The sequence below is a fragment of the Kineococcus haloalkalitolerans genome, assembly GCF_050871905.1.
Taxonomy (GTDB): domain Bacteria; phylum Actinomycetota; class Actinomycetes; order Actinomycetales; family Kineococcaceae; genus Kineococcus.
In genome coordinates, this window is sequence record NZ_JBJLSH010000003.1 from 68,157 (window position 1) to 94,366 (window position 26,210).

Below are 26,210 nucleotides of genomic sequence, written 5' to 3' on the forward strand. Positions count from 1 at the left end.
CGAACCCGCGCGGGACGACCAGGGGGGCGGCGGAGGCAACCTCGCGGGCCCGCGCGACGTCTCCCGGGAGGAGCCGGCGACAGGAGGAGCGGTGGAGGGGTCGTTCGAGGAGTTCGTCACCGCCTGGGGCGGGCGGCTCCTGCGGACCGCGGTCCTGCTCACGGGCGACCGCGCCGAGGCCGAGGACCTGCTGCAGGACGTCCTGGAGCGCCTGTACCCGCGCTGGCGGACGGTGCAGGACCCGCCGGCGTACGTGCGCACCGCCATGTCGCGGGCCGTCACCGACCGGTGGCGGTGGCGGGGCCGGCGACCGCGGCAGGTGCCGCTGGCCGACCACCATGACGTCGCCGTCGGCGACGGGACGGCCCACCGGGCGCAGCGCGAGGACCTGCTGGCGCACCTGCGCCGGCTGCCACCGCGGCAGCGCGCGGTGATCGTGCTGCGCTACTACGAGGACTGGTCGGAGGAGCGCATCGCGGAGGAGCTGGACGTCTCGCGGGGCACGGTCAAGAGCCAGGCGTCCAAGGGGCTCGCACGGCTGCGGGAGCTGGTCGGGGAGGCCCAGGAGAGGCGCGAGGGGGAGATGAGCAGGTGAGCGGGACGTTCGAGCAGCGGCTGCGGCAGGACCTGGCGGCGGCCGTGGAGGAGGTCCGGGCACCGGACGGGCTGGCGCCCGCGGTGCTGCGCGGCGGTCGGCGTCGGCTGCGGCGCCGGCGCGCCCTGGTGACGGCCCCCGTCGCCGTGGCCGCGGTGGGGGCGGTGGTCGCGGGTGCCGCGGGCGGCTGGGACGGGCGCGGCGACGGCCTCGTGGCGGCGCCCGCGCCGTCGACGTCGTCCACGTCGTCCGGGGGGCCCACCGGGGAGCCGGTGCCCGGTGACCGCGCCGAGCGCGCGGCGGGCGTCGCGGCGGCCGCCGAGCGGCTGACCCGGCAGCAGGAGGACCAGCTGCGCGAGCAGTCGGTGCGGGAGCTGACGGCGAGCGGCGACGACGAGCTGGCCGCCTGGTTCGGCGCCGGCTACGTCTACGACGACGCCGTGCGGCTGGGGGAGGTCTGGAGCGTGGACGCCGCGGAGGCGAAGGTCCTCGGCGGTGAGGACCTGCTGGCCGGCCGGACGCTGCCGGTGAGCCCGAGCGGGGAACTGCCGCGCACCTCCCCCGGCTGGGAGCTCAACGCGTTCACCGCGTGCGGGTACTCGCCCGCCGACGCGGAGGACCTGGCCGCGCAGTGGGACCTCGACACGTGGGACGCGCAGGTGGAGGCGGGCCGCCGCCTGCTGGCCGGGGAAGTCCTGCCCGTGTCCTCCCCGCGCCCGTGCGCGTGAACCTGCGCGGGCCCGCTGCCGCGCCGGGCAACCCCACCGGGCCGCGCGACGTCTCCCGGGGCATGAGCGATCAGCGAGCACGGAACTCCTCGTCTCCGGACCGGTCCCCGGCCGGCCGCCGCGCGCGGGCCCTCACCACGACCCTGCTGGTGGGCGGTGCCGTCCTGGCCGGCGGCAGCGCGTGGGCCGCCTCGGCCGGCACCCCCGCGACCGTCCCCGCACCGGCCGTCGAACCCGTCGCGGAACCCGTCGCGGTCGACGAGGCGGCGCTCGGCGCGTTCTTCGCCGCCGGGTACACCTACGACGACGCGGTCGCGCTGGGCGAGGCCTGGCACGTGGACAGCTTCGAGGCGAAGGTCGCCGCGGGGGAGGTGCTGCTCGCCGGGGACGAGCTGCCGATCGCCCCCGGCAGCGCCGCCCCGGCTCCGGGGTCGGAGCCGACGGGGGAGCACGCCGCCGTGGACGCGTTCTTCTCGGCCGGGTACACGTACGACGACGCGGTGGCGCTGGGCGCGGAGTGGGAGGTCGAACCCTACGAGGCGAAGGTCGCCGCGGGGGAGGTGCTGCTCGCCGGGGACGAGCTGCCGTTCGCCCCCGGCAGCGCCGCCCCGGCCCCGGGTTCCCCGTCGCTGGAGGAGTCCGCGGCCGTGGACGCGTTCTTCGCCGCCGGGTACACGTACGACGACGCGGTGGCGCTGGGCGCGGAGTGGGAGGTCGAACCCTACGAGGCGAAGGTCGCCGCGGGGCTGCGGCTGCTCTCCGGCGGCGACCTGCCCGCGCCCGGGGCCACCTCCTGACGGGCTCGCCCGTGGCCGGACGGTCGCGGTGAAACCGTTGCCGCGCGCCGGTTTCGAGGTCGAGCTGCTGGCTCCCGCGGGGTCCAGCCGGCTCGACCTCGCCCGCGACCTGGCCGCCCGCGCGGGCGGCGGCGTCCACCGCGTGTTCCACGTCGACACCGAGGGTTCCGCGGTCCCCGGGGTGCGGGCGTTCTGGAACCTCACCCCGGGTTTCGAGGTGCGGGGGAGTTCCGGGGAGCTCGTGTGCACGCTGGTCGACGACAGCACCATCGTCGACGACCTGGACGCCGGCGCGGCGCCGCGCCCCGGCTGGTACCGGGTCGTCAGCGACGACGCGCGCCTGCTGCGCCTGGTGCAGCGCCACGCCGACCCGGCGGAGGGGATCGGGTCGGTGCTGGACGGCGCCGCGGCGCTGTTCGGGACGCGGGTGCGGCGGGTCGGCGACGTGCACCGCCTCGACGACGCGGCCGGCGCGAGCGTGGCGATGGCCGCTCCGCTGCCGGGGGAGCGGGAACGGCCCTGCGAGGTGATCACCCCGCCGCTGGCCGCCGACCACGCCGCGGCGCTGGAGGCGCTGCTGGCACCGGCCCGCGCGGCGGGTTTCACGGTGCCCGCCGAGGCCGCCGTCCACGTCCACCTGGACGCGGCGCCGTTCCGCGACGTCGCCGCGTTCCGCCACGTCGTGCGGTTGTTCGGCGAGCACCGCGAACAGCTGCGGCGGACGTTCGGCACGAACCCGCGCTGCCGCAGGCTCGCTCCGCTGCCGCCGGACCTGGCGGAACTGGTTCGCCGCGACTGGCCGGACTGGCCGTCGCTGCGCGCGGCGGCCGCCCGCACCGCCGTGACGAAGTTCAGCGACGTGAACCTCACGCGGGTGCTGGGTCTGCGCCCCGGCCCGGACACCCTGGAGGTGCGGGTGCTGGCGGGTTCCGCCGACGGCGCCGCGATCGCGGAGGCGTTCGCGGAACTGGTGCGGTTGCTGGCGGCCCCGGCCGGCTGACGCGGCCGGGACCGCCGGGGTTCAGCCGGCGTCCTCCTGCAGGGCGACCACCGCGCGCACCACCCGGGCCCAGGCGAGGAGGGACACCGCGCAGGCGGCGAACGCCAGCAGGTGCAGGACGGCTCCGGCGGTCGGGAACCCCGCACCGGTGAACGGGGCGGTCACCTGCGAGGCGGCGTTCGCCAGGACGTGACCGGCCAGCCACGTCGCCCACCAGACGGCCAGCGGCGGCCGCGGCGCCGCGCGCCCGGGCGAGCCGGCCGCCGAGGCGCCCGCGGTGTCGCGCACCACCTGGTACGGGAACCAGAAGGACACCACGGGGACGAGCCAGCCCCACCACACCCACGCGCGACCGCGGACGTGGTGGTGCGCCGGCGACAGTTCCTCCGCGTTGCGGCGCGCGCGCCCCAGCCACAGGCACGTCACGACGAAGGAGACCACCCACGCGAGCCCCGTCAGACCGGTGGCGACGTCGTAGGTGCTCGGGAACCGCGCCGCGTCGTACCCGGGGGCGGTGAGCGCCGCGAACCCCTCGCCCAGGGTGACGACCGCCGCGACGGCGAGCGCGGCCGTGCCCAGGGCCCGCACGGGGCGCAGGCGCACCGGCGCCGGGGGCGGGCGCTCACCGGGCGGAGGCCCGAGGCCGCGGTCGCCGGGTCCGCCCGGTGCGGCGGGCAGGGTCCACGGGTCGTCCTGCGGTGCTCCGCTCACCGGGCGTCAGCCCCGCGCCGCCAGCAGCTGCCGCATCTCCTCGATCTCGGCGGTCTGCGAGGTGCCGATCTGCTCGGCCAGCGCGAGCGCCTGCGGGTTCGTGCCCTCCCGCAGCTGCGTCTCGGCCATCTCCACCGCGCCCTCGTGGTGCTCGACCATCATCTCCAGGAACATCCGGTCGAACTCGGCGCCGGTGGCCTCGCGCAGCTGCGTCATCTGCTCCGGGGTCGTCATCCCCGGCATCGAGGAGTGGTCCCCGTGCGCGCCGTGCGGGTCGGTGCCGCCCATCTCGGCGCCCCACGCCTGCAGCCAGCCGCGCATCAGCTCCATCTCCGGCTGCTGCGCCGCCTCGATGCGGGAGGCGAGGTCCAGGACCTCGGGGTCCTCGGTGCTGCCGGGTGCCAGCTGGGCCATCTCGACCGCGCCCTCGTGGTGCACGAGCATCGCCTGGGCGAACTCGACGTCCGCCTCGCTGTGCTCGGCGTCCACGGTCGCACCGCCGCCGGGCTGCTCGGTGGGGACCTCGGCCGGGGCCGCGGCCGGGGGTGCGGTGTCCGCGCTGTCGTCCCCGCAGGCGGCGACGCCCAGGCCGAGGACGGCGGCCGCGGCGACGGCGGCCAGGCGGGCGGGGGTGGGACGGGTGGGCACGGGCGCCTCCGTGGTGCGTCTCGGGTGTCCGGCTCGAGCACCCACCGTAGGCACGGGTCGTGCTCGGGCGCCCGTCGGCGGCGCCCGACCCGGCCCGCGCGGCAGGGCGCTCCGCGGTCCCGGGTCGGGGCCGGTCCCGCCGGTCTCAGCCGGCGTCGAACGGGGTGTCGCTGCCCCACACGCCCACGGACCAGCGCACGCCCTCGCCGGCCAGCACCCACAGCCGGGTGGGTTCCTGCTGCAGCCCATCGGCGGGGAACGTGTTCGTGACACCGCCGGAGTCCTCGGGCCCGCCGCACCCGCCGCGGAACTGCTGCTCGAAGACGAACCGCTCGTCGCCCAGGCCGACGGTGACCTCATCGGGGTCCTCCCCCTCCTCGCGGTCCCCGGCGTCGCGGCAGGACAGCCCCATCGTCAGGGTGGGGTGGTCGCCGGTGCCGGGCAGGTCGAGGACGGTGAACCCGGTGCCGCTCCCGTCCAGCAGTGCGGTGGCGCCGACGACCGGGGCCGGGGCCAGGCCGGGGTTCTCCTGCCAGTAGGCGACCAGGGACGTCTCGCCCTGCGCCGGCGGTGCTGCCGGGTCCTCGGCCCCGGTGGAGGTGCAGGAGGTGGCGCCCAGCAGGGCGAGGGCGCCGAGGACGGTGGCGGTGCGGTGGGCTCTCACCGGTCTCCTGCCTCGGGGTCGGACGGCCGTCCTGCCCCCTGCCCGCGCGGTGGGAGGCTGTCCCGGTGGGACTCATCGGGGTGACGGGCGCGACGGGCGGGATCGGCGGGCGGGTGGCGCGGCGGCTGACCGCGGCGGGGGTGGCGCAGCGCCTGGTGGTGCGCGACCCGGCGCGGGCGCCGGACCTGCCGGCGGACGTGCGGGTGGCGGAGTACGGCGACGCCGAGGCGCTGCGGCACGCGTTCGACGGGGTGGACGTGCTGCTGCTCGTCTCGGCCTCCGAGGACGCCGACCGGGTCGCGCTGCACCGCGCGGCGGTGGGGGCGGCGGCCGCGGCGGGCGTGCGCCGCGTCGTCTACACCTCGTTCCAGTCCGCGGCGCCGGACTGCACGTTCACCTTCGGCCGCGACCACGCCGCCACGGAGGAGCTGCTGGCGGCGAGCCGCCTGGAGACGACGGTGCTGCGGAACTCCTTCTACCTGGACGTGCTGCCGGAGTTCGTCACGGACGGCGCGCTGCGCGGGCCGGCCGGGGAGGGCCGGGTCGCGGCGGTCGCCCGCGACGACGTGGCCGACGTGGCGGTCGCGGCGCTGCTGGACGAGGAGCACTCCGGCCGCACCTACGACGTGACGGGCCCGCAGGCGCTGACGCTGGCCGAGGTCGCCGCGGAGATCACCCGCGCCACCGGCGAGGAGGTGACGTACGTGCAGGAGACGGTCGAGGAGGCGTACGCCTCGCGGGCGTCCTCGGGCGCGCCGCGCTGGGAGGTGGACGGCTGGGTGAGCACGTACACCGCGATCGCGAACGGCGAGCTGGAGGCCGTCTCGGACGTGGTGCCGCGGCTGACGGGCCGCCCGGCGACGAGCCTGCGGGAGCTCCTGGCGCGCCGCTGACACCGGCCGTCCGGGTCCGGACGCGACGGCGCCCCGCACCGGGGGACGGTACGGGGCGCCGGGCGGGGTTCAGGCGGTCAGACCGCGGGTGGGGCGCAGCAGCTTGAAGAGGAGCATGACGCTGGCGCACACGGTGAGGAACGCGAGCGCGTTCCAGCCGGCGGTGAGCACGACGCGCTGGGCCTCGACGCTGGCCTGGGTCAGCCACCACCAGGCGCCCACGGAGCTGACGATCGTCGTGCCGGCGAAGGCGGCGATGAGGGCACCGGAGCCGCTGCCGCCCTTGCCGCTCTCGGCGGCGGCCTGCGCGGCCCACAGGTCGCGGCGCTTGCCGAGCAGGTGGGTCACCCACGCCTTGGTCGTGTTCCAGCCGGAGAACCACAGCCACAGCTCACCGGGCAGCCAGGTGACGGCGAACAGGTAGTCGGCGCGCGTGCGGTGCGGGGACAGGTGCGCCATCTTCAGCTGGTACAGGGCGGCCAGGACGGTGGGGGTGATCCACCACCACGACCACACGAACTGCGAGACCGACAGGGACGCGGCGAGCAGGAACACGAACGCCAGGCGCATGAGCACGTTGAGGGCCAGGCCGATGTGCTGCAGCCAGAACGGCAGCGTCCGCTTGGACAGCGGCATCGTCGTCATGAGGGCGATGAGTCCGGCGTTCCACTTCGAGCGCTGCCCGGACAGGGCGCGCAGGGTGGGCATGGCGCCGACCTGGGCGCGGGCGGTGGTGGACATGACGGTGGTCCAGCCGAGCTCCTGCAGCTCCAGGCCGAGCTGCGCGTCCTCGGTCGCGGTCTCGTTCGTCCACGGCGCCGGGCGGCGGTGGTGGCGGACGACCTCGTCGATCGCGGTGAACCGGAACGCGGAGCACTGGCCGCCGACGATGGTGGTGCGCCGGCCCTTCTGGTTGGCGAGCATCTGGAACTGGGTGAAGTCCATCTTCTGCGCGCGCACCAGCTGGCGGTTGAACCAGCCGCCGGTGCCCTCGGCGAAGTGGTACTTGGCGGAGACGGCGGCGGCGCTGGGCGTCTTGAGCAGCTCGGCCTCGAGGTCGGCGAGGCAGCTGGGGGACAGGGCCACGTCGGCGTCCATGCTCACCATGACGTCGAAGGCGCCGCCGGCGAGGAACTCCTGGTAGCCGGCGGCGAGGGCGCCGACCTTGGCGTCGGTGTTGCCGGAGGTCTCGACGACCTTGACGCCCCGGTAGCGGCGGGCGATCTCGACGGTCGCGTCGGTGCAGTTGTCGGCGATGACGACGACCAGGTCGGGGGTGCGGGTCTGCGCCATGACCGAGTCGAGGCAGGCGGTGATGTCCGCCTCCTCGTTGTGCGCGGGGACCAGGACGGCCATGCGGGCGGTGCGCCGGGTGGCGGGGCGGTAGCGCAGCCGGTGGATGGTGACCTCGACGATGCGCCGCGCGGCCTGCGCCCGGGTGCTGACGGTGTCGGCGATGCGGTCGGTCAGCGGCTGACGGGGCTGGGGGACGAACGCCCGGGGGACGATCTCGCCCTCGATGACACGGGGGGCGGGCTGCACGAGCAGGGGGGCCAGTTCTGTGGTCGCCATGGTGGTGCGCTACCTCCGGTGATGGTGTGGACCGACACCAGTGACGTTAGGTAGCCGAATGATCCGCCGGGAGGCGCGTTGAGCCGCACGAGACAACTCTCCGCAGTCGGTTCCTCCGCTCAGCGCCGCTTCCACCACGAGGAGTGACGAGTCATCACGCGACGGTCAGTGGCGAACGGGTGACGGGGAGTTCCCGAGACGCACCCGGGAACCCGCTCGTAGGGTCGGCGCGTGCCCCGCCCGGACTCCGCCCACGACCCTGCCCCCGACCTCGCCGACGACCTGCACCGCCTGCACGGCGCCCCCTACGCCCGGTACCGGTCGCTGAGCGCCACCTACCCGCTGACGCCGGGCACGACGGTGCGGCTGCTGCGCGCGCAGGCCGACCCGTTCGCCCCGCCCAGCCGCCTGGAGGTGCGGGTGGACGCCGCCGCGAGCGGGCTGGCCGCGGTGGGCCTGGGCACCGAGCCGCGCCGGCGCGCCACGGCCTCGTTCCTGGCGCGCGCCGCGGCCCGGCACGGGCGCACGTTCCGCGTCGACGCCGGCGGGCAGGAGGTGCTGCAGCGCACCAGCTGCGAGGTCGCCGCCGACGGCGCCGTCGTCCTGCGCTGCGGCTACCACCTGCCCGGACCGCGGCGGCGGATCGACGGGCGCACCGCCGCGCGCGAGCTGACCGCCGAGCTGCCCGACCTGGTCGCCGCCAGCCTGCTGCTCGCCGCCCACGACGCGGCGGAGGTCACGGCGTTCGCCGACGCGGTGGAGGACGCCGGCGCCCTGCGCGCCGCCCTGGAGCCGAGGGGCCTGGTGGCGTTCGTCGCCGACGGCGCCGTCCTGCCCCGCCGCAGCGGCGTCGACGACCGCCCGGCCCTGGACGCCGTCCCGTTCACCTCCCCGGACACCGTGCGCGTCGCCGTCGACCTGCCGCACCGCGGCCGCACCACCGGTGCGGGCGTGGCCGCCGGGGTCACCGTCGTCGTCGGCGGCGGGTTCCACGGCAAGTCCACGCTGCTGCGCGCCCTGGAGGCCGGGGTCCACGACCACGTGCCCGGTGACGGCCGCGAGCTCGTCGTCACCCGCGCGGACGCCGCCGCGGTGCGCGCCGAGGACGGGCGCGCGGTGACCCGCGTGGACGTGGGCGCCTTCGTCACGGGCCTGCCCGGCGGGCTGGACCCCCGCGACTTCAGCACCCCCGACGCCTCCGGGTCGACGTCGCAGGCCGCGGCGGTCGTGGAGGCGCTGGAGGCGGGCAGTCGGCTGCTGCTGGTGGACGAGGACACGGCGGCGACGAACCTCATGGTCCGCGACGCGCGCATGCAGGCCCTGGTCGCCAAGTCCGCCGAGCCGCTGAACCCGTTCGTCGACCTGGTGCGTTCCCTGCACGCCGACCACGGCGTCTCGACGGTCATCGTCGTGGGCGCCTCGGGCGACTTCCTCGACGTGGCCGACCGGGTCCTGGCGATGCGGGAGTTCGTCTGCGCCGACGTGACCGACCGCGCCCGCGAGGTGGCGCGCACGCCCACCGGCCGGGTCGCGGAGGCCGGGTCGTTCCCCGTGGTGCGCCACCGGGTGCCGGACCCGCGCTCGGTGGACGCCACCGCCCGCGGCCGGCGCCGCGTCGGCGCCCGCGGCACCGACACCCTCCTGCTGGGCGAGCACGAGGTCGACGTGCGCGCGGTGCGCCAGTTCACCGACGCCGCGCAGGTCACCGGCGCCGGGCACGCCCTGGCGCGGATGGTCTCCGCCGGCCACCTGGACGGGCGGAGGACCCTGGCGCGGGCGCTGGACCTGCTGGAGGCCGACCTGGCCGCCGACCCGCCGTTCGGCTGGCTGGAGGGCGCCACCGCCGACGTGGCGGTGCCCCGCCGGCACGAGGTGGCCGCGGCCCTGGACCGGCTGCGGGCCCTGCGGGTGCGCGCGGTGGGCTGAGCCCTCACCCGGACGGCGGCGCAGCCGGGCGCGCCCCTGGCGCGGGCGGGTGAAACCGCCCGCCCGACCGGCGCGCCGCCTCCACCTCGGTGCTCCGCGCGCCGAGAGCAGGGACGTGCACGTGCGGCCCCCGGCGACCCCCGCCCCCGTGGTGCCGCGCGCCCTGGCCGCGGTGCTGCTGGCGGGTGCCCTGGCCGCGGTCGGCGCCCTCGCGCCCGGGCTGGACGCCCGGGTCGCCGGCGCCCTGCTGTTCGTCGTCCAGGGCACGGCGTGGGCGCAGCTGCGCCGCACCGCGCTGCTGCGGCCCGCCGAGCGGCACGTGTGGGGGTGGATCGCCGGCGGTGCCGGCGTCCTGGCCGCCGGTGCGCTGCTCGGTCTGACCGGGGACCTGCTGGACGCCGCGCCGGGCGCGGGAGGCGCCGCGGCGTGGCTGCACCTGGCGCCGCGGCTGTCGGCGCTGGCGGCCGTCCCGTTCCTCTACCAGGGCCTGGTGCGCTGGAACCCGCTGCGCACCTACACCTCCGACGCGGGCGACTGGGTCAACGGGATGAGCGCCGTCCTGACGCTGACGGCCGTGGGGGTCCTCGTCGTCCGCTGGGCGGGCACCGCGCAGGTGGCCTGGACGCTGCCGCAGCTGCTGGCGTGGACGGGCCTGGCCGCCGGGCTCGCGGTGCTCGTGGGCACCGCGGTGACGGTCGCGAGCGTCGGCGGCCTGCAGCGCGACCCGCGCACCTGGGCCGTCACGGCCGTCCTGCTGGCCCTGACCGGCGTGGTGCTGGTGGTGGGGTCGCGCTACCCGCTGGGCGGCACGCCGCTGCAGGTGGCGTGGGCGCTGGCCGGGCTGGCACTGGCGGTGACCGGCGTGACCGGGCAGCGCGTCACCCCGGTGCCGGCGCGGGCGGAGGTGCCCACGGCCGGCGCCATCGCCGTCCTGTTCGCCGCGATCGCCGTCCTGGTGCTGACGGGCTTCGCCCCCGCGAGCGGGGTGACCCCCACGGTGCTGGCGGGCCTGGCCGTGCTGGGGGTCGCGCTGCGGGTGGGGCACCTCGTGCACGAGACGACCCTGCTGGCCGAGACCCGCCACCTGGCGCTGACCGACGACCTGACGGGCGTGCCGAACCGCCGCGCCCTCGTGCAGCGGCTGGAGGACCTGGACCGCCGGTCCGGGACCGCGCTCCTGGTCGCCGACGTGGACCGCTTCAAGGAGGTCAACGACCGCTGGGGCCACCAGCGCGGCGACGAGCTGCTGCGCCTGGTCGTGGCCGCCGCGCGCGAGGCCCTGCCCCGCCGGGGTGTGCTGGCCCGCCTGGGCGGGGACGAGTTCGCCGTCCTGCTGCCGGGGCTGGGCGACGCGGCGGCCGTCGCGGTGGCGCAGCGGGTCCGCGAGGCCGTCCTGCAGCGCATCGCGCTGGCCGGCGGGCGCTACGACGTGGCGTCCGGCGTGGGCCTCAGCGTCGGCGTCGCCACCGCGGGGCCGGGTCCGCTGGACGCCGACGAGCTGCTGCGCCGCGCCGACGCGGCCATGTACAGCGTCAAGACGCGCTCGGGCCCGTCCGCGGCCAGCGGCGTGGAGCTGTTCGACCGGGCCGTGGACGAGCGGCTGCGCGACCGCGCCGCCCTGCTGGCCGACCTGCGCGTCCTGCTCGACCCGGCGCCCGGCGGGCGGGACGTGGGCGAGCTGGTCGTCGTCTACCAGCCGCAGGTCACCGTCCCGGACGCCGTCGTCGTGGGCGTGGAGGCGCTGGTGCGCTGGCGCCACCCGCAGCGCGGGACGCTGCCGCCGCCGGCGTTCCTGGACCTGGTGGAGGAGCACGGGCTGATGGACGCCCTGACCCGCGCCGTGCTGACCGCGGCCGTGCGCGACGCCGCCGGCTGGTCGGTGGACGGGCGGCCGCTGCGGGTGTCGGTGAACCTGTCGGCGTCCACGCTGGCCTCGCCGGGCCTGCTGGACCTCGTCGACGGGGTGCTGGCCGCCTCGGGGTTCGACCCGGCCCGCCTGGTGCTGGAGGTGACCGAGACGGCCCTCATGGCCGACCCGGAGCTGGCGCTCGCCGTCGCGCACGGGCTGACCGCGCGCGGGGTGCAGCTGAGCATCGACGACTACGGCACGGGCTACTCCTCGCTGGCGTACCTGACGGACCTGCCCGCCGCGGAGCTGAAGCTGGACCGCGCGTTCACCACGCGCCTGCTCTCGGAGCCGCGCACCACCCAGGTGGTGCACGCCACCGTGGAGCTGGCGCACCGGCTGGGCCTGCGCGTGGTGGTCGAGGGCACCGAGGACGCGGCGACGTTCGACCGCCTCTACGTGCTGGGCGCCGACGAGTCGCAGGGCTGGCTGCACGGGCGGCCCGTGCCCGCTGCGGAGTTCAGCCGACTGCTGGGTCGTCCGGAGCCCGCGTCCCCGTCGTCGGCGTCCCGCGTCCCGCCCGCTCGGCCAGCAGGTCGCGGATCTCGGTGAGCAGCAGCACGTCCTCGCCGGGGGCCTTCGGCTCCTCCACGGCGCCGGCCTTGCGCAGCGCCAGCAGCCGGTTCATCGGCGTGACGATGAGGAAGTAGACGACCGCGGCGATGACGAGGAAGTTGAGGACCGCGCCGACGACCGTGCCGAACTGCAGGCCGACGCGGGTGCCGTCCTCCAGGGTGCGCAGGGTCAGCACCCACGTGCCGTCGAGGTCGGGCGCGCCGCCGACGGCGGCGATGAGCGGGTTGACCAGCCCCTCGACGACGGCGGTGACGACGGCGGTGAAGGCCGTGCCGATGACGACGGCGACGGCGAGGTCGATGACGTTGCCCCGCAGGACGAAGTCCCGGAAACCCTTGACGAGCGACACGGCGGCCCCCTGCTCGAGCGGTCGGTGGTGATCGCGAGCCTAGGGCCGGGGGGCGCCCGCGGCGAGAGCCCGCGGTGGGAGCCCCGGCCGGGGGGGGCCGCGCGCCGGTCCCGGCCGGGCGGGGCATGCTGCGCGGGTGAGCGACGCGCCGCTGGACCTCGCCGTCGTCGGCCTCGGGGCGGCGGGGGCGTCGCTGGCGCACCGGCTGGCGGGCACCGGCGCCCGGTTCGCGGTGTGGGAGGCCCCGGCCTCCTCGGCGGCGCGCACGCAGGAGCGCACGTGGTGCACGTGGGGGCCGGGCGCGGGCCCGGACGCCGGGCCGGGTCCGTTCGGGCCGCTGGTGGCGGCGCGCTGGTCGCGGCTGCGGGTGATCGCCCCCGGTGGGGCGGTGCTGCACCTGGACCTGGGCGGCTGGCGCTACCGGATGCTGCGCTCGACCGACGTGGAGCGCGCGGTCCGCGCGCGGCTGGCGGCGGCCGGGGTGCCGCTCGTGGAGGCCGTCGTGGACGAGCTGGTGCCCGCGCCGGGCGGGGTCCGGGTGGGGGCCGGCGGGCCGCTGGCCCGCGCGGTGCTGGACACGCGGCCGGTGCCGCTGCCGCGGGCGCCGGGCACCACGACGCTGCTGCAGCACTTCCTGGGGCACCGGGTGCGCGCGGCGCGGCCGGTGTTCGACCCGGGGGCGGTGACGCTGATGGACTTCCGCGTCCCGCAGCCGGCGGGCGGGGTGGCGTTCGGCTACGTGCTGCCGACCTCCGAGCGCGAGGCGCTCGTGGAGTACACGGAGTTCTCCGCCGACCTGCTCACCGGGGCGCAGTACCGCGAGCGGCTGGACGCGTGGACGGAGCGGGCGGGGTTCGGCGCCCTGGAGGTGCTGGGCACCGAGCGCGGGGTCATCCCGATGACCGACGCCCCGTTCCCGGCCTCGGACGTGCCGGGGGTGGTGCGCTTCGGCGCGGCGGCGGGGGCGGTGCGCCCCTCGACGGGGTACGCGTTCAGCGTCCTGCAGCGGCAGGCGGACGCGCTCGCGGCCCGGGTGGCGGCCGGGGCGCCGCCGGTGCCGCCGCGCCCGCACGGGCGCCGGCACCTGCTGATGGACGCGGTGCTGCTGGCGGGGATCGCCTCGGGCTGGCTGGACGGCGCCGCGGTGCTGTGGCGGTTGTTCGAGCGCAACCCCGTGCAGCGGGTGCTGGGGTTCCTGGACGGCGCGACGGGACCCGCGGACGACGTGCGCCTCATGGCGTCGTCGCCGCGGGTCCCGATGCTGGCGGCGGTGGCGGAGCTGGGCCGCCGGCGCGCGCGGGGCGCCCTCGAGCGCTGAGCCGGGTGCCGCTCAGGAGTTGAGGACGGCCTCGACGTCGAGCTGCAGGTCGACCTCGTTGGCGACGACGAGGCCGCCGTTGTCGAGGCGGGCGTCGAACTCCAGGCCGAAGTCGCGGCGGTTGATCCGGCCGGTGGCGGAGAACCCGATCCGGGTGCCGCCGTAGGCGTCCGGGCCGAGGCCGGAGACCTCGACGGTGAGGACGACGGGGCGGGTGACGCCCTTGAGGGTCAGGTCGCCGGACAGGCGGAAGTCCTCGCCGTCGTGGGTGAGGCCGGTGGAGGTGAAGACGGCCTCGGGGAACTCCTCGGCGGAGAAGAAGTCGTTCGTGCGCAGGTGGGCGTCGCGCTGCTCGTTGAAGGTGGTGACGCTCGTGACGTCGATGGTGGCGCGCACGGTGGAGGCGGCGGCGTCCTCGGCGGTGACGAGCTCGCCGGCCACGGCGCCGAAGCGGCCGCGGACCTTGCTGACGGCCATGTGCCGCACGGTGAAGGACACCTCGGAGTGCGAGGCGTCGATGGTCCAGGTGCCGGCGCGCCAGCCGGGGACGGCGGGCAGGGCGGGCGTGGCGGGGGCGGTGGGCTCCAGCACGGCGGTGCCCGCGGCACCGGTGGCGGGGGCGGTGGTGTTCTTGCTGCGGCCGAACCAGGACACGGGGACCTCCGGGGAGAAGTGCTTGCAGCTTCAAGTGCTGACCTGACGGTACAGGTAAACAACTTGAAGCTGCAAGCATTCCCCGGGGCCCACCCGTCCGGCCCTGGCCCGCTCTCAGCCCCGGCTCACACCACCGTGCCCCGCTCGAAGAACCACGCCACCACCAGCGCCCCCGGGTCCACGACCCCGCGGGCCGCCTCCCCGACGTAGCTGGCCCGGCCCCGCGTCGCGCGCGAGGCCTGCGTGCCGCGCACCCCGTCCGCCGCCGCCCGGTACGCCGCGCTCAGCGCCGAGACCGCCGGCACGCCCGCGTGCGCCGCGTCCTCCAGCGCCCGCGCCGCCGGCTCCATCGCGTCGACCATCGTCTTGTCGCCCGGCTGCGCCCCGCCCAGGCGCTGCACGCAGTCCAGGCCCTCGCGGGCCGCGCGCGCCAGGTCCTGCGCGCCCGCGGTCTCCCCGCACGCGCGCGCGAACTCGCGGAACCACATGCCCAGCAGCGGCCCGCTCGTCCCGCCCGTGTCGAGGAACCCCAGCGACACCGCCTCGAACACCCCGCCCGCGGTGTACGGGCGGCCCTGGCGGATCCGCTCGTCGGCGCCGCGCACCGCCGCGCTGAGGTTGTGCCCGAAGTCGCCGTCGCCGGCCAGCCGGTCCAGCTCCGTCAGCTCGTCGGCGCGCGAGCGCACCTGCTCGGAGAACCCGCGCCACCAGGCCCGCGTCCGCCGCCCGTCCAGGTCCGCCGTGCGCGGCCCGCGCAGCGGCTCGACCTCACGGCCGTCCTCCAGCAGCGCCAGCCGGTCCGGCTCGCGCGTCGAGGTGCCCGTCGAGGTCCGCGCGGGGGCGCCGCTGCGCTCGTCCACCGCCCTCACCTCGTCCAGGCCGGGGTGCGCACGGGGGCGTCCCACAGGCGCACGAGCTCGTCGTCGGCCGGTACCAGGGCCACCGACAACCCGGCCGTGTCGAGGGCCGTGACGGGGGAACCCAGGTAGGAGCGGGCGACGCTGACACCGCGCCGGTCGAGCACGCGGACCACCTCCCGGTAGGCGAGGGACAGTTCGAGGGGGTGCGTGGAGCCGAGGCCGTCGACGACGAGCAGCACCGCGTCGCCGCGGGAGACCTCCACCGCTTCCGCGACGGGCCCGACCAGCTGCTCGACGAGCTCGGCGGCGGGGGCGAACGGGCGCCGGTCGACGCCGCGCTCACCGTGGATGCCGACGCCGAACTCCACCTCGTCCGGCGGCAGGTCGAACGACGGCCAGCGCTCCCCGGGGTGCGTGGGAGCGCTCAGAGCCAGCGACAGGCTGCGCGCGCGGGCCGCCACGCGCCGGCCCAGCGCGGCGACGTCGACCAGCGGCGCACCGGCCTCGGCCGCTGCGCCGCAGACCTTCTCGACGACGAGGACGGCTGTCGTGCCGCGCCGGCCCGGGCCGGAGTCCAGCCCCGTCACCGCCGGGTCGGTGGCCAGGTCGTCGGCGACGAGCACCTGCTCGACGTCGACGCCGTCGTCGTGGGCGATCTCGGCGGCGATCCGGAAGTTCAGGACGTCGCCGGTGTAGTTCTTCACCACGTGCACGACCCCCGCGCCGGTGTGCGCGGCGCGCGTGGCGGCCGCCACCTGCAGCGCCGTGGGACTCGTGAACACCCGCCCCGGCACCGCCGCGTCGAGCATCCCGACGCCGACGAAACCCGTGTGCAGCGGTTCGTGCCCGGCGCCCCCGCCGGCCACGAGCGCCACCTTGCCGGGCCGCCGCCCCGCCGGGGCGCGCAGCAGGAAGTCCGGGTCGGAGCTGAGGGAGACGAGGTCGCGGTGGGCGAGGGCGAAACCCTCCAGCGCCTCGTGGACGAAGCTGTCGCGGTCGTTGAGGAACTGCCGGCGACCGGGCACGTCGCGCGGCGGGCTGCGGTGCGTGCTGGTGACGCTCACGGGCGGACCCCCTCGCGGTCGGGGCGCTGCTCGTCCTCGGGCAGCGGACCGAGCGTGGCACGCGGCGCCCGCGCCCGCACGTCCACCGGCGCTCGCCCGCGCGTAGCCTCGGCGGGGTGGCGGTGCGGCTGGTGACGATCGGGGCGCAGCACTGGCGCGAGCTGCGCGACCTGCGCCTGCGGATGCTCGCCGACACCCCCCACGCCTTCGGCGACCGCCTCGAGCGCGCCGCCGCCTACGGCGACGCGGAGTGGCGCGCGCGGGCCGCCCGCTGGCAGGCGCCGGGCAGCCACGCCACCGCCGCGACCGAGCTGGCGACGGGCCGCTGGGTCGGGATGGTCGGCACCGTCGTCCAGGACGACGGCCGCCTGTTCGTGGTGTCGGTGTTCGTGGACCCCGCCCACCGCGGCCGCGCCGCCGGCACCGCGGACGCCCTCCTGGACGCCGAGCTCGAGCGCGCCCGGGAGCGCGGCTGGTCGCGGGTGCACCTGCACGTGCACGAGGACAACGAGCGGGCGCGGCGCTGGTACGCCCGGCGCGGCTTCACCGAGACGGGGGCGCGCGTGCCCTACCTGCTGGACGTCTCGCGGGAGGAGGTCGAGATGGTCCTCAACCTCACCGCTCACTCACAGTGATTGTCCAGCTCCGAACTTTGTCCTCAAGGGTGCCGTGACCTGCGCCGATGCTCGGGTTGTCAGTCACCCAGCGTCGCAGACAGCGACCGGAACGCCGGAGGAGTCCCTCGTGTCCACGCCCCGCGCCCTCACCGCCCTCATCGTCAGCGGGGCCCTGCTCACGGGCGCCGCCGCCCTCGCCCCCGCCGCCTCCGCGGCCACCAGCACCAAGACGACCGTCAAGGTCGTCACCAAGACCACGACGAGCACCACCGGGCACCTGCGCGTGTCCACCACCGGCCACCTGCGCTGAGGCGCCCGTCCCGGCCCGTCGCGGACCGGGACGCGCGCGGTCCAGCCGCGGGCTCAGCTGCCGGGGGTCAGCCCCGGGTCAGCAGGAAGTCCCGCAGCCCCGCCAGGTCGTCCGTGTTGACGTGGTCCACGCCCGCGGCCAGCAGCTCGGTCCACACCGCCTCGCGCGCGGGGCCGGGCTCGTCGGGCGTCGCCCAGAACCGCACGGCGCGGCCGTCCGCGTGGGCGGTGGCGGTGAGCTGCTGCAGCCGGGCGCGCTCGGCGGCGGGCATCTCGCCCTCCCCGGTCCACGTGAAGAGGTTCGTCCAGTTCTCGCTCAGCAGGGGCATGAAGTCCGGGTCGGCGCCGCTGCCCAGGTCGCCGGAGCGGCCGTCGTAGCCGGCCCACCGCACGGGCTGGCGGGCCATCAGGTCGACGGGCCGGTTGCCGGAGACGACGGCCGTCACGGCACCGGGACGCGCGTCGTAGCCGTCCTCGCCGACGCGGAACTCCGTGAGCAGCTGCGGGTAGCCGGACAGCACCTCGTGCAGGCGCAGGTACGTCGGGACCGCGAGCGTCTTGACGTCGACCAGCAGCTGCAGCGGCTCGTCGTGGCCGGGGTGGACGCTCCCGCCGTTCGCGGCCACCCGCTCGGCCAGCGGGTCCAGGTACAGCGACTGCAGCGTGCGGCTGCGGTCCAGGTCGACGGCGTCGTGCGCCACGAGCAGCTCCCCGTCGACGAGCCACACGTCGGCCTCGACGCTGGTGAACCCGTGGTCGAGGGCGTCCAGCAGCGGCCGCTCGTGCTCGTAGTCGTTGTGGGCGTGCGCCTGCGGCAGCGCCACCGCGGCGGCCGGGGCGCCGACCGCGGCCGGCGGATCCGCCGGCGCGGTCGCGGCCAGGGCCGGAGCGGCGGTCAGGGGCAGGACGAGGGCGCCCACGAGGGCGCCCAGCGCGCGGGGGGTCCAGCGGTTGACCATGTCGGGTGTCCTCCGGTCGGGTGGTCGGGGACGCCGATGCTGGGGGGACCCGGTGACGCGCCGTTGAACGACCGGCGGACACCGTGCGCCGGGCCGGTGATCCTCTCCGCGGAAGACGTACGACGCTCAACCAGGTGGCCCGCGGCGGCGCACACTGGACGGCGGCCCGGTCGCAGGTCGTGACGCCGGACCGAGGCGACGAACCGTCCACCAGGAGCCCCCGTGCCGCACCACTCCCTCCCCGCCGCGCCGCTGACGTTCGAGCGGGCGTGCGCCCAGGTGCTCGACCACCTGCAGCGCACCGTGCCCCTGGGCTACTGGGCGATCACCCGCTTCGACGGTGAGCGGCAGGTCTACCTGCAGGTGCGCGACACCGCCTACGGCACCGCTCCGGGCGGCTCGCACCCGTGGGAGGACTCGCTGTGCCGCCGCATGGTCGAGGGCGCGCCGCGGGTGGCTCCCGACGTCGCGGCCGTCCCCGGCTACGCGGACGCGCCCGTGACGCGCGCCTTCCCGATCGGCGCCTACGTCGGCGTCCCGCTGCAGGACGTCGACGGCGGCCTGTTCGGCACCGTCTGCGGCCTGGACCCGTCCGCGCGCGGTGCGGAGCTGGAGCAGCACCGGCCGCTGGTCGAGCTCCTGGCCGCTCTCCTGACGGGTCTGCTCCGTGCGGAGCGGGGCGAGCGCCGGACCGCTGAGCTGACCCGCTGGGCGCTGGAGGGCAGCGCGGGACGACCCCTCAGCCGCATCGCCAACCGCCGCGGCTGGTTCGACTTCCTCGCCGAGGCCGACGCCCACCACCGCGCGCACGGCGACCCGGCCCGCGTCGTCGTCTTCGCGCTGGGCGACGGCGACCGCGTCCCCGGGCGGCCGACCCCGGCCGCCCACGAGCGCCTCGTGCGCCGCGCCGCGGACCTGCTGCGCCGCGAGGTGCGCGAGCACGACTTCGTCGCCGACCTCGGCGGCGGCCAGCTCGGCCTGGTCCTGACCCGGGTGGCCCCGGCCGTGGCCGAGCTGACCGTCCGCCGCGTGCACCGGGCGCTTCTGGCCGGGGGTTTCCGGGCCGCGTGCGGTTCGGCGCAGTACTCCCTCGCGGAGGGGTTCGCCGCCGCCTGGGCCCGGGCGGAGGCCGCGGCGCTCCTGGACGCCGCGGTGGTCCCCGGCGCCGCCTGAGCGCGGACGGGACCGGGTGGGGGACCGGATGGGGGACCGGTGGGGGGGGCGGGCGAGCTGCGGACCGCCGCGCCGCGAAACTTTCGGGTCGTTGACCGCAAATGTCGGGACCCCCTAGCGTGGGCCGCGCCCGGCACGCGTCACCGCGACGACCCCCTGCCGGGTCCGACCGCCGACCCGGAGGACGCTGATGTCCCTGCCCGCTCCGCCCCTGAACGACCACCAGTGGCAGGACCCCGCCCTCCCGCTGTCCGAGCGCATCGAGAAGCTGCTCGCGGCGATGACGCTGGAGGAGAAGCTCGGCCAGCTCGGCAGCGTCTGGCTGCGCGACGCCGACGGCGCCAACGTGGCCCCCGGCCAGGACGAGTTCACCGTCGGCGCCACCTACGAGAACATCGCCCGCGACGGCCTGGGGCACCTGACCCGCACCTTCGGCACCCGCCCGGTCGAGCCCGCCGAGGGCGTCGCCCTGCTGCGCGAGCACCAGCGCTTCCTGCGCACCCGCACCCGCCTGGGCGTGCCCGCCATCGCCCACGAGGAGTGCCTGGCCGGGCTGACCGCCTTCCGGGCCACCATCCACCCCGTGCCGCTGGCCTGGGCCGCCGCCTTCGACGCCGAGATCGTGCGCGAGATGGCCGCCGCCGTCGGCGCCGACATGGCCGCCCTCGGCGTGCACCAGGGCCTGGCGCCCGTCCTGGACGTCGTGCGCGACTACCGCTGGGGCCGCGTGGAGGAGACCCTCGGCGAGGACCCGCACCTGGTCGCCGAGCTGGCCACCGCCTACGTCGCCGGGCTGGAGTCCGCCGGCGTCGTCGCCACCCTCAAGCACTTCGCCGGGTACTCCGCCTCCCGCGGCGCCCGCAACCACGGCCCCGTCTCGATGGGCCGGCGCGAGCTGCTCGACGTGGTCCTGCCCCCGTTCGAGCGCGCCCTGCGCGACGGCGGCGCCCGCTCCGTCATGCACTCCTACTCCGACGTGGACGGCGTGCCCTCCGCGGCCGACGAGTGGCTGCTGACCGACCTGCTGCGCGGGGAGTGGGGCTTCGAGGGCGTCGTCGTCTCCGACTACTGGGGCGTGCCGTTCCTGCAGCGCTCGCACGGCGTGGCCGCCACCGAGGGCGAGGCCGCGGCGCTCGCGCTGCGCGCCGGCGTGGACGTGGAGCTGCCGCAGACGGAGTCCTACGGCGAGCCGCTGGCCGAGCTGGTGCGCTCCGGCGCCGTCGACGAGGCCCTCGTCGACCGCGCGGTGCGCCGCGTGCTGCGCCAGAAGGGCGAGCTGGGCCTGCTCGACGCGCACGTCGAGGACGAGCCGCCCGCGGTCGTGCCGGACCTGGACGCCCCCGACCGCCGCGACATCGCCCGCCGCATCGCCGAGCGCTCGGTCGTGCTGCTGCGCAACGAGTCCGGCACCCTGCCGCTGGCGCAGGAGGTGCGCCGCATCGCCCTCGTCGGGCCGGCCGCGCACGACGCCTCGACGTTCTTCGGCTGCTACTCCTTCCCCAACCACGTGCTCAAGGAGCGCCCCGAGCTCGGCCTGGGCGTCGAGGCGCCCACGCTGCTCGACGCGCTGCGCGCCGAGCTGCCGGGCGCGGAGGTCGAGCACGTCGCCGGCTGCACCGTGCGCGGGGACGACCGCAGCGGGTTCGCCGCCGCGCAGGAGGCCGCCGCGCGCGCCGACCTGGTCGTCCTGGCCGTCGGCGACGAGGCCGGGCTGTTCGGCGCCGGCACCTCCGGCGAGGGCTGCGACGTGGAGGACCTGCGCCTGCCCGGCGTCCAGGCCGACCTGGTGGCCGCGGTGCAGGAGGCCGCGCAGCGCGCCGGGACGCCCAGCGTCCTCGTCGTCGTCTCCGGCCGCCCCTACGCGCTGGGCGCGGCCGCCGACGCCGCGGGCGCCGTCCTGCAGGCGTTCATGCCCGGCGAGGAGGGCGGGCCCGCGCTGGCCGGCGTCCTGTCCGGGCGCGTGGCCCCCTCCGGGCGCCTGCCCGTGCAGGTGCCCGCGCCGGACGCCCCGCACCCGGGCACCTACCTGCAGCCCAAGCTCGGCACGGACGCCGCGGGCGTCAGCTCGCTGCGCAGCGAGCCGGCGTTCTGCTTCGGCCACGGCCTGACCTACACGGAGTTCTCCTACGGCGACCTGCAGCTGGGCGCCGAGGAGGTGCCCGTGGACGGGGCGGTCACCGTCTCCCTGACGGTGACGAACACCGGCGGGCGCGCCGGCACCGCCGTCCCGCAGCTGTACCTGTCCGACCCCGTGGCCACCGTCGTGCGCCCGGTGCGCTGGCTGACCGGGTTCACCCGCGTCGACCTCGAGCCCGGGCAGTCGCGCCGCGTGACGTTCACCGTGCACGCCGACCGCACGGCCCTCGTGGACGCGCGCTACCGCCGCGTCGTCGAGCCCGGCCGGATCGACGTCCACGCGGGCGCCTCGGCCGGCGACACCCCGCTGACCGCCTCCTTCACCCTCGTCGGGGCCGCCCGCGTCGTCGGGCACGAGCGGGTGATGGACACTCCCGTGGAGGTGTCGTGACCGCTGGCCACCTCGGCCAGCGCGTCGCGCGGGAGGAGGTGGTCGCCGTGCCGCGCATGACGATCGCCCAGCTCGCCGAGGCCGCGGGGGTGTCGGTGCCCACCGTCAGCAAGGTCCTCAACGGCCGCAAGGACGTCTCGCCCGGCACGCGGGCCCGGATCGAGCAGCTGATCTCCGAGCACGGCTACCAGCGCCGGCGCACGGGGGCCCGCTCCGGGCCGCGGCTGCTGGACCTGGTGTTCAACTCCCTGGGCAACCCGTGGGCGCTGCAGGTGGTGCGGGGGGTGGAGGGGGCCGCCTCGGCGCAGGGCGTCGAGGTGGTCCTGTCCGAGTGCAGCGTCGGGCGCACCCCGCGCCAGGAGTGGCTGGACAGCGTCCTGGCCCGCCGGCCCACCGGCGTCATCATGGTGTTCTCCGACCTGGACCCCGACCAGCGCACGCAGCTGGAGGCGCGCGGCATCCCCTACGTCGTCGTGGACCCCGCGGGCGACGACGAGGGGGGTGCCCCCTCGATCGGGTCGGCGAACTTCGACGGCGGCCTGATGGCCACCCGGCACCTCGTGGAGCTGGGTCACCGGCGGATCGCCGTGGTCGGCGGCCCGCGGGACACCGTGCCCAGCCGCGCGCGCGTCGCCGGGCACCGCGACGCCCTGGCCCACGCGGGGCTGGGCGCCGACCTCGTGCGCTGGGGCGACTTCTCCGTCGAGAGCGGTCACGCCCACGGCCGGGAGCTGCTGTCGCGCCCGGACCGCCCGAGCGCCGTGTTCGCCGGCAACGACCTGCAGGCGATCGGCGTGTACCGGGCCGCGCACGAGCTGGGCCTGTCGGTGCCGCACGACCTCTCGGTCGTCGGCTACGACGACCTGCCGGTGGCCGACTGGATCATCCCGGGCCTGACGACCGTGCACCAGCCGCTGCTGGAGATGGCCGACGCCGCCACCAAGCTCGTGCTCGCCCTGGCCGAGGGCGAGCAGCCGCCCGTCCTGCGCATGGACCTGGCCGTGCACCTGGTCGTGCGCGGCAGCACCAGCGCCCCCGCGCGTCCCTGACGCGCCCGCGCGGGCGCGCTCGAACCCCCGCGCGCCCCGAACGCCCCGCGCGCCCCGAACGCCCACCCACCCCGACCGGGAGGTCACCCCGTGCCGACCCCGCAGCCCTGGTTCCCCGACACCCACCCCTGCTGGCTGCCCGCCGCGCGCGGGCGGCACCTGGCCGCCGCCCGCGTCGAGGTCGACGGCGGCGGGCCGGCCGGCGCGACGGTGCTGGAGGAGGTGGCCTCCCTGCGCGCCGAGCTCGGCCTGGGCGAGCCCGCCGCCGGCGCGCCCCGCTGGCTGTTCACCACGCGGGGAGCCCCGGACGGTCTGCGGCCCGGGGGTTTCGCCGTCCACCACGACGGCGCGGACCGGGTGGTGCGCGCCCCGGACGGCGCCGGCCTGCTGCACGGGTTCTACCGCGCGATCGTCGTGCCGGACGTCCTGGACGGCACCGTGGAGGACCCGGCGGTGGACCTGCGGATGCTCGACTCGTGGGACAACATGACCGCCGACGGGCCGATGGGCAGCGTCGAGCGCGGCTACGCGGGCGACTCGATCCTGTTCCGCGACGGGCGCGTGGTGCAGGACCTCACGCGCGTGCGGGGGTTCCTGCGGCTGATGGCCTCCGTCGGCCTGAACGCCTGGGCCCTGAACAACGTCAACGTGCACGACGCCGAGCGCGGGCTGGTCGACGAGCACCTGCCCGACGTGGTGCGCGTGGCGGACCTGGCGCGCGCGCACGGCGTGCGGGTGTGGCTCAGCGTCGACTTCAGCTCCCCGATCTCGCTCGGCGGCCTGGACGTCGCCGACCCGCTGGACGAGCGCGTCGCGGCGTTCTGGCGCGAGACCGCCGACCGCCTGTACCGGGCGGTGCCCGACCTGGGCGGGTTCCTCGTCAAGGCCGACTCCGAGGGCCGCCCCGGTCCGCACTCGTACGGCCGCGACCACGCCGACGGCGCGAACGTGCTGGCCCGCGCGCTGGCCCCGCACGGCGGCACGGTGCTGTGGCGCTGCTTCGTCTACGACCACCGCCAGGACTGGCGCGACCGCAGCACCGACCGCGCCCGCGCCGCGCACGACCACTTCGTCCCGCTGGACGGCCGCTTCGACGACAACGTCGTGCTGCAGGTGAAGAACGGGCCGATGGACTTCCAGGTGCGCGAGCCGGTGTCCCCGCTGCTGGGGGCGCTGCAGCGCACGACGACGGCCGTGGAGTTCCAGGCCACGCAGGAGTACACGGGCCAGCAGCGGCACGTGTGCTACCTGGCGCCGCAGTGGTCGGAGGTCCTGCGCTTCGACTTCGGCGAGGGCACGAGCGAGCCGCGCACCGTCGCCGACCGCGCGCGCGGCGGCGTGGTGGCGGTCTCGAACGTGGGCGACTCCTGGTGCTGGACGGGCCACCCGCTGGCGCAGGCGAACCTGTACGCGTTCGGCCGGCTGGCGTGGGACCCGCGGCTGGACCCCGACGCCCTGCTCCTGGAGTGGTCGCGCGCCACCTTCGGCGACGACGAGGAGCTGCTGGCGGGCGTGCACGACGTCGTGGCCGGCTCCTGGCGCACGTACGAGGACTACACGGCGCCGCTGGGGGTGGGCTGGATGGTCAGCCCGCACCACCACTACGGCCCGGACGTGGAGGGCTACGAGTACTCCGCGTGGGGCACCTACCACTTCGCCGACCGCGACGGCGTGGGCGTGGACCGCACGGTGGCCACGGGCACGGGGTACGCGGGGCAGTACCCGCCGGTGTGGGCGGCCCGCTACGAGGACCTCGCGACGTGCCCGGAGGAGCTGCTGCTGTTCTTCCACCACGTCGGCTACGGGCACCGCCTGTCCACGGGGGAGACGCTGGTGCAGCGCGTCTACGACACGCACTTCGCGGGCGTGGAGGACGTGCGCCGCCGGGCGGCGCGCTGGGAGGAGGTCGCCGGCCGCGTGGACGAGCGGACGGCGCAGGAGGTGCGCGCGCGGCTGGCCGAGCAGGTGCGCTCGGCCCAGGAGTGGTGCGACCGCATCACGACCTACTTCCGGCGCGCCAGCGGCGTGCCCGACGCGCAGGGCCGCCGCATCTACTGACAGCCCGCCTCTGACAGCTCGCAGCGGGCCACCCGGGAGCACGGGTGGCCCGCTGTCGCGCGTCCGCGCCCTGCGGGCGTGCCCGTCCAGCACCGGGTGTGCGGACGCTCAACCACTGTCCAGCGCTCTGGACAGTGTCTTGACGTGTCCGTGGCGGGGTGCCTAGAGTCCCCGCCTAGAAAGTGTCGATGCCGACACCGAAACTTTCGAGCGACTCACAGGGAGGTGAGGACGTTGGCGGTGCACGCCCCGACCGGCCAGCCACCCGGCCAGGCGCCCGTCCCCGCGGTGGGCGTACCCCCGAAGGGCTCCGGAGCCCCGCGCCCCACGTGGCGGCGCGCCATCGCCCGGGACTGGCGGCTGTACTCGCTGCTGCTGCTGCCCGTGGCGTGGTTCGTGGTCTTCAAGTACCTGCCCATGCTCGGCAACGTCATCGCCTTCCGGCGGTTCGTGCCCGGCGGCAGCGTCTTCGGCGAGGAGTGGGTCGGGCTGGACTACGTCCAGCTCTTCATCAACGACCCGACCTTCTGGAACGTCTTCCAGAACACGCTGGTCCTCGGCACCCTGACGCTCCTCATCGGCTTCCCGCTGCCGATCGTCTTCGCGCTGCTGCTCAACGAGCTGCGCAGCAAGAAGTTCAAGAAGTTCGTCCAGACGGCGTCCTACCTGCCGCACTTCATGTCGATCGTCATCATCGCCGGCATGGTGCTGCAGTTCGTCTCCCTGCGCGGCACCGCCAACCAGGTCATCGGCCTCTTCGACGCCGGCCCGATCCCCTTCATCCAGGACCCGGACTGGTTCCGCACCATCTACGTCGCCTCCGACGTGTGGCAGACGATGGGCTGGGGCGCGATCCTCTACCTCGCCGCCCTGACGACCATCGACGAGTCGCTGTACGAGGCCGCGCGCATCGACGGCGCCAACCGCTGGAAGCAGACCTGGCACATCACCCTGCCGGGCCTCGCACCCACGATCATCGTGCTGCTCGTCCTGAACATCGGCACGTTCCTGTCCATCGGGTTCGAGAAGGTCCTCCTCCTCTACAACCCCCTCACCTACCCCACGGCGGACGTCATCAGCACCTACCTGTACCGGGTCGGGCTGGAGTCGAACAGCTTCAGCTACGCCACGGCCATCGGCCTGTTCGAGTCGCTGATCGGCCTGTTCCTCGTCCTGTCGGCGAACGCCCTGTCGCGCCGCATCGTCGGATCGAGCCTGTGGTGAGCGCGCCGACGGTCGACCTCAGCGACGTCCGCG

Annotated in this window: 24 protein-coding genes; 15 read left to right on the forward strand and 9 right to left on the reverse strand. The window is 76.5% G+C overall.

The window, feature by feature from the left end:
• Positions 1-91 precede the first annotated feature (91 nt).
• From ACRYMY_RS02330 to ACRYMY_RS02345, 4 genes are all read left to right on the forward strand, one after another.
• Positions 92-595 (forward strand): SigE family RNA polymerase sigma factor, encoded by a 504-nt coding sequence (locus ACRYMY_RS02330; protein ID WP_432545655.1) that lies wholly within the window; start codon positions 92-94, stop codon positions 593-595.
• Positions 592-1,323 (forward strand): hypothetical protein, encoded by a 732-nt coding sequence (locus tag ACRYMY_RS02335; protein ID WP_432545656.1) that lies wholly within the window; start codon positions 592-594, stop codon positions 1,321-1,323. The genes ACRYMY_RS02330 and ACRYMY_RS02335 overlap by 4 nt, the downstream gene beginning before the upstream one ends.
• A gap of 62 nt (positions 1,324-1,385) precedes the next feature.
• On the forward strand, positions 1,386-2,120 hold the full coding sequence (locus tag ACRYMY_RS02340) for a hypothetical protein (RefSeq protein WP_432545657.1): 735 nt from the start codon (positions 1,386-1,388) through the stop codon (positions 2,118-2,120).
• A 28-nt stretch (positions 2,121-2,148) separates the two neighbouring features.
• Entirely contained in the window at positions 2,149-3,120 is a 972-nt protein-coding gene (locus ACRYMY_RS02345) for an amidoligase family protein (protein ID WP_432545658.1), read from the forward strand.
• Between the two features lie 21 nt (positions 3,121-3,141).
• Here the strand turns inward: ACRYMY_RS02345 and ACRYMY_RS02350 are convergent, their stop codons facing one another.
• From ACRYMY_RS02350 to ACRYMY_RS02360, 3 genes are all read right to left on the reverse strand, one after another.
• Positions 3,142-3,831, reverse strand: coding sequence for a DUF4328 domain-containing protein (locus ACRYMY_RS02350; protein WP_432545659.1), 690 nt, complete (start codon positions 3,829-3,831; stop codon positions 3,142-3,144).
• 6 nt (positions 3,832-3,837) lie between these two features.
• Positions 3,838-4,479: a DUF305 domain-containing protein gene (locus ACRYMY_RS02355; protein WP_432545660.1), complete on the reverse strand. Its 642-nt coding sequence runs from the start codon at positions 4,477-4,479 to the stop codon at positions 3,838-3,840.
• Positions 4,480-4,624: 145 nt separating this feature from the next.
• A complete protein-coding gene (locus ACRYMY_RS02360) occupies positions 4,625-5,143 on the reverse strand; it encodes a hypothetical protein (protein WP_432545661.1) in 519 nt (172 codons plus the stop codon).
• A gap of 65 nt (positions 5,144-5,208) precedes the next feature.
• Between ACRYMY_RS02360 and ACRYMY_RS02365 the strand changes: the two genes are divergently transcribed.
• A complete protein-coding gene (locus ACRYMY_RS02365) occupies positions 5,209-6,036 on the forward strand; it encodes an NAD(P)H-binding protein (RefSeq protein WP_432545662.1) in 828 nt (275 codons plus the stop codon).
• Between the two features lie 69 nt (positions 6,037-6,105).
• On the opposite strand, the gene ACRYMY_RS02370 is transcribed toward ACRYMY_RS02365, so the two are convergent.
• A complete protein-coding gene (locus ACRYMY_RS02370; RefSeq protein ID WP_432545663.1) occupies positions 6,106-7,608 on the reverse strand; it encodes a glycosyltransferase family 2 protein in 1,503 nt (500 codons plus the stop codon).
• A 231-nt stretch (positions 7,609-7,839) separates the two neighbouring features.
• On the opposite strand from ACRYMY_RS02370, the gene ACRYMY_RS02375 reads away from it, so the two are divergent.
• Both ACRYMY_RS02375 and ACRYMY_RS02380 read left to right on the forward strand, forming a co-directional pair.
• Complete coding sequence (locus ACRYMY_RS02375; RefSeq protein ID WP_432545664.1) at positions 7,840-9,534, forward strand: P-loop domain-containing protein; 1,695 nt, start codon at positions 7,840-7,842, stop codon at positions 9,532-9,534.
• A 115-nt stretch (positions 9,535-9,649) separates the two neighbouring features.
• Complete coding sequence (locus tag ACRYMY_RS02380; RefSeq protein WP_432545665.1) at positions 9,650-11,992, forward strand: putative bifunctional diguanylate cyclase/phosphodiesterase; 2,343 nt, start codon at positions 9,650-9,652, stop codon at positions 11,990-11,992.
• Here ACRYMY_RS02380 and mscL read toward each other — a convergent pair.
• Positions 11,901-12,365 carry a large conductance mechanosensitive channel protein MscL gene (gene mscL / locus ACRYMY_RS02385; RefSeq protein ID WP_432545666.1) on the reverse strand — a complete coding sequence of 155 codons (465 nt, stop codon included), beginning with the start codon at positions 12,363-12,365 and terminating at the stop codon, positions 11,901-11,903. The genes ACRYMY_RS02380 and mscL overlap by 92 nt on opposite strands.
• 136 nt (positions 12,366-12,501) lie before the next feature.
• On the opposite strand from mscL, the gene ACRYMY_RS02390 reads away from it, so the two are divergent.
• Entirely contained in the window at positions 12,502-13,683 is a 1,182-nt protein-coding gene (locus tag ACRYMY_RS02390) for a lycopene cyclase family protein (RefSeq protein WP_432545667.1), read from the forward strand.
• A 12-nt stretch (positions 13,684-13,695) separates the two neighbouring features.
• Here ACRYMY_RS02390 and ACRYMY_RS02395 read toward each other — a convergent pair whose 3' ends face one another.
• From ACRYMY_RS02395 to ACRYMY_RS02405, 3 genes are all read right to left on the reverse strand, one after another.
• Positions 13,696-14,337, reverse strand: a complete 642-nt coding sequence (locus ACRYMY_RS02395; protein WP_432545668.1) for a YceI family protein — start codon at positions 14,335-14,337, stop codon at positions 13,696-13,698.
• A 125-nt stretch (positions 14,338-14,462) separates the two neighbouring features.
• Complete coding sequence (locus tag ACRYMY_RS02400; RefSeq protein ID WP_432545669.1) at positions 14,463-15,197, reverse strand: DAK2 domain-containing protein; 735 nt, start codon at positions 15,195-15,197, stop codon at positions 14,463-14,465.
• A gap of 5 nt (positions 15,198-15,202) precedes the next feature.
• Positions 15,203-16,261 carry a dihydroxyacetone kinase subunit DhaK gene (locus ACRYMY_RS02405; protein WP_432545670.1) on the reverse strand — a complete coding sequence of 353 codons (1,059 nt, stop codon included), beginning with the start codon at positions 16,259-16,261 and terminating at the stop codon, positions 15,203-15,205.
• 116 nt (positions 16,262-16,377) lie between these two features.
• On the opposite strand from ACRYMY_RS02405, the gene ACRYMY_RS02410 reads away from it, so the two are divergent.
• Positions 16,378-16,896: a GNAT family N-acetyltransferase gene (locus ACRYMY_RS02410; protein ID WP_432545671.1), complete on the forward strand. Its 519-nt coding sequence runs from the start codon at positions 16,378-16,380 to the stop codon at positions 16,894-16,896.
• 109 nt (positions 16,897-17,005) lie between these two features.
• Complete coding sequence (locus ACRYMY_RS02415; protein ID WP_432545672.1) at positions 17,006-17,188, forward strand: hypothetical protein; 183 nt, start codon at positions 17,006-17,008, stop codon at positions 17,186-17,188.
• Positions 17,189-17,255: 67 nt separating this feature from the next.
• Here ACRYMY_RS02415 and ACRYMY_RS02420 read toward each other — a convergent pair whose 3' ends face one another.
• Positions 17,256-18,146: a phosphatidylinositol-specific phospholipase C/glycerophosphodiester phosphodiesterase family protein gene (locus ACRYMY_RS02420; RefSeq protein WP_432545673.1), complete on the reverse strand. Its 891-nt coding sequence runs from the start codon at positions 18,144-18,146 to the stop codon at positions 17,256-17,258.
• Positions 18,147-18,368: 222 nt separating this feature from the next.
• Here ACRYMY_RS02420 and ACRYMY_RS02425 point away from each other — a divergent pair, with 222 nt between their 5' ends.
• The 5 genes from ACRYMY_RS02425 (at position 18,369) to ACRYMY_RS02445 (ending at position 26,177) form a co-directional block, all read left to right on the forward strand.
• The gene (locus ACRYMY_RS02425; RefSeq protein WP_432545674.1) at positions 18,369-19,319 is read left to right on the forward strand and encodes a GAF domain-containing protein; all 951 of its coding nucleotides are present in this window, start codon (positions 18,369-18,371) and stop codon (positions 19,317-19,319) included.
• Positions 19,320-19,509: 190 nt separating this feature from the next.
• Positions 19,510-21,846: a beta-xylosidase/alpha-l-arabinosidase gene (locus ACRYMY_RS02430; protein WP_432545675.1), complete on the forward strand. Its 2,337-nt coding sequence runs from the start codon at positions 19,510-19,512 to the stop codon at positions 21,844-21,846.
• Positions 21,847-21,902: 56 nt separating this feature from the next.
• Positions 21,903-22,895, forward strand: a complete 993-nt coding sequence (locus ACRYMY_RS02435) for a LacI family DNA-binding transcriptional regulator (protein WP_432545772.1) — start codon at positions 21,903-21,905, stop codon at positions 22,893-22,895.
• Positions 22,896-22,985: 90 nt separating this feature from the next.
• Positions 22,986-24,953, forward strand: coding sequence for an alpha-glucuronidase (locus ACRYMY_RS02440; protein ID WP_432545676.1), 1,968 nt, complete (start codon positions 22,986-22,988; stop codon positions 24,951-24,953).
• Between the two features lie 234 nt (positions 24,954-25,187).
• Positions 25,188-26,177 (forward strand): ABC transporter permease, encoded by a 990-nt coding sequence (locus ACRYMY_RS02445; protein ID WP_432545677.1) that lies wholly within the window; start codon positions 25,188-25,190, stop codon positions 26,175-26,177.
• Positions 26,178-26,210: the final 33 nt, after the last annotated feature.

Coding starts and splice junctions, on each gene's coding strand:
- ACRYMY_RS02340 (WP_432545657.1), top strand. CDS start 1,386: ATGAGCGATCAGCGAGCACGGAACTCCTCGTCTCCGGACCGGTCCCCG.
- ACRYMY_RS02370 (WP_432545663.1), bottom strand. CDS start 7,608: ATGGCGACCACAGAACTGGCCCCCCTGCTCGTGCAGCCCGCCCCCCGT.
- ACRYMY_RS02420 (WP_432545673.1), bottom strand. CDS start 18,146: ATGGTCAACCGCTGGACCCCCCGCGCGCTGGGCGCCCTCGTGGGCGCC.
- ACRYMY_RS02430 (WP_432545675.1), top strand. CDS start 19,510: ATGTCCCTGCCCGCTCCGCCCCTGAACGACCACCAGTGGCAGGACCCC.
- ACRYMY_RS02435 (WP_432545772.1), top strand. CDS start 21,903: ATGACGATCGCCCAGCTCGCCGAGGCCGCGGGGGTGTCGGTGCCCACC.